1 protein-coding gene is annotated in these 1,876 nt (G+C 41.6%); it reads left to right on the top strand.

The genetic code is table 11. The annotated features are described in order from the left end of the window. Nucleotides 1-99 precede the first annotated feature (99 nt). On the top strand, nt 100-1,876 hold a 1,777-nt coding region (locus tag WB217_RS13575), incomplete at its 3' end, for an ATP-dependent DNA helicase (RefSeq protein WP_423993749.1).

The raw sequence follows: 1,876 nt of genomic DNA, 5'->3' as shown, positions 1-1,876 counted from the left end.
TCAACTTCAGGAAGCCTTGAATACACACAAGAAGATACAAACCCAGCTCACTGGGCTCAGGCACAGTGTTATGCATATATGTACCTGCAGGACCATGACATGGAAACCATTGATATACAGCTCACATATGTCCAAAAAACCTCAGGAGAAATAAAGAAATTCAAAAGGACGAGATCACGTACAGAGCTTGAGAATTTCATGATGTATCTTATTTCGACTTATGCACCATACGCTAAATTGCTCCATGACCACCAGTTTTCCCGTGATTTAAGCATAAAAGAATTAAAATTCCCCTTTAAAGAGTACCGCAATGGCCAGCGGCAGCTTGCAGGCTCTGTCTATAAGACTATTTTAGATGGACAGACCTTGTTTGCCAGTGCGCCAACAGGTATTGGGAAAACGATATCCACTATTTTTCCATCTGTAAAAGCGATCGGAGAAGGGATTTTGCAAAAGATTTTTTATTTGACCGCAAAGACAACCACCAGGCAGACTGGCGAGGAAGCGTTCAAGCTGATGGCGGATCAAGGTCTTCAAATGAATGTTGTGACCATTACTGCAAAGGACAAGGTTTGCTTCACGGCAGAAGGAAAATGCAGCAAGGAATTTTGTGAATTTGCTGATGGCTATTACGATCGAATCAATGGTGCTATCTTAGATATCCTAGGTAATGAAAAGGCGCTCGACAGGGCTTGTATTGAAAGGTATGCATTAAAACACAAGGTATGCCCGTTTGAATTTTCTCTTGACCTGGCCTATTCGGCAGATGCGATCATTTGTGATTTTAATTATATTTTTGACCCAAAGGTTTCGCTCAAACGGCTGTTCGATGACCAGAAAAAGCAGACAGTCTTGCTTGTAGATGAAGCACATAACCTCGTTGACCGGGGCAGAGATATGTATTCATCCGCAATCGAGAAGATTCATTTTTTGGAGCTAAAACGACAGTATAAAACGAAAAACAAAGCAATATTTAAAAGTTCAAAAGACATTAATGATTTCTTTATAAAAATTAGAAAACAGGCACAACCTGCAAAAACAATCATATTCACGGAAGTTATCGAGGAATTCAACAAGTTAATTGAACTATTCGCCGAGCATGCGGAAAAAGAATTGCTGCAAGGAATTGATGGAGACTCAGCACATCTTTTAGATACCTATTTTTCTGCGCAAAACTGGCTTCGTATCAGCAAGCTGTTTGATGACCACTATGTCCTTTACGCCGAAATCGATCGTAATGAAGTTGTTATCAAGCAGTTTTGCCTTGACCCTTCTCACTTAATAAGGCAAGCTGGGAAACATTTTAAGGCAAGGGTATTCTTCTCAGCCACGTTAAGTCCAATGGCATACTATAAGGATATGCTCGGAGGGCAAGCAGAAAATTATGTTGCCTTCATTCCCTCGCCGTTTTCAAAGGACCAGACAGAGATAGCCATCCAGCCATTATCTACTAGATACCATGACAGGGAGAATTCAATCCAGCCGATCGTTCACACGCTTTTACAAACAGTAAAAAGCAAACCGGGGAATTATTTGATCTTCTTCCCATCTTATCAGTATCTTAATTCTATCATGGAAGAATGGAGCATGCATTCGGGTGATATCCATACCATTGTCCAGGGAACCGGAATGGACGAAGGTCAACGCACGGCTTTCATCGATACATTTCAGGCTGATAAAAGTGGCACGCTTGTAGGCTTTGCTGTACTTGGGGGCATATTCTCAGAAGGAATCGATCTGAAGGGTGACCGACTGAACGGAGTCATCGTAGTTGGAGTAGGACTTCCGCAGATAGGTTTCGAACGAGATCTGATCAAGCAGCATTTTTCACGCTCAGGTAAAAATGGATATGATTATGCTTATGTGTATCCAGGAC

Origin of the sequence: Mesobacillus sp. (genome assembly GCF_049588175.1) — a bacterium.
GTDB lineage: Bacteria > Bacillota > Bacilli > Bacillales > Cytobacillaceae > Mesobacillus.
This window is presented reverse-complemented; position numbering and strand designations above follow the sequence as displayed.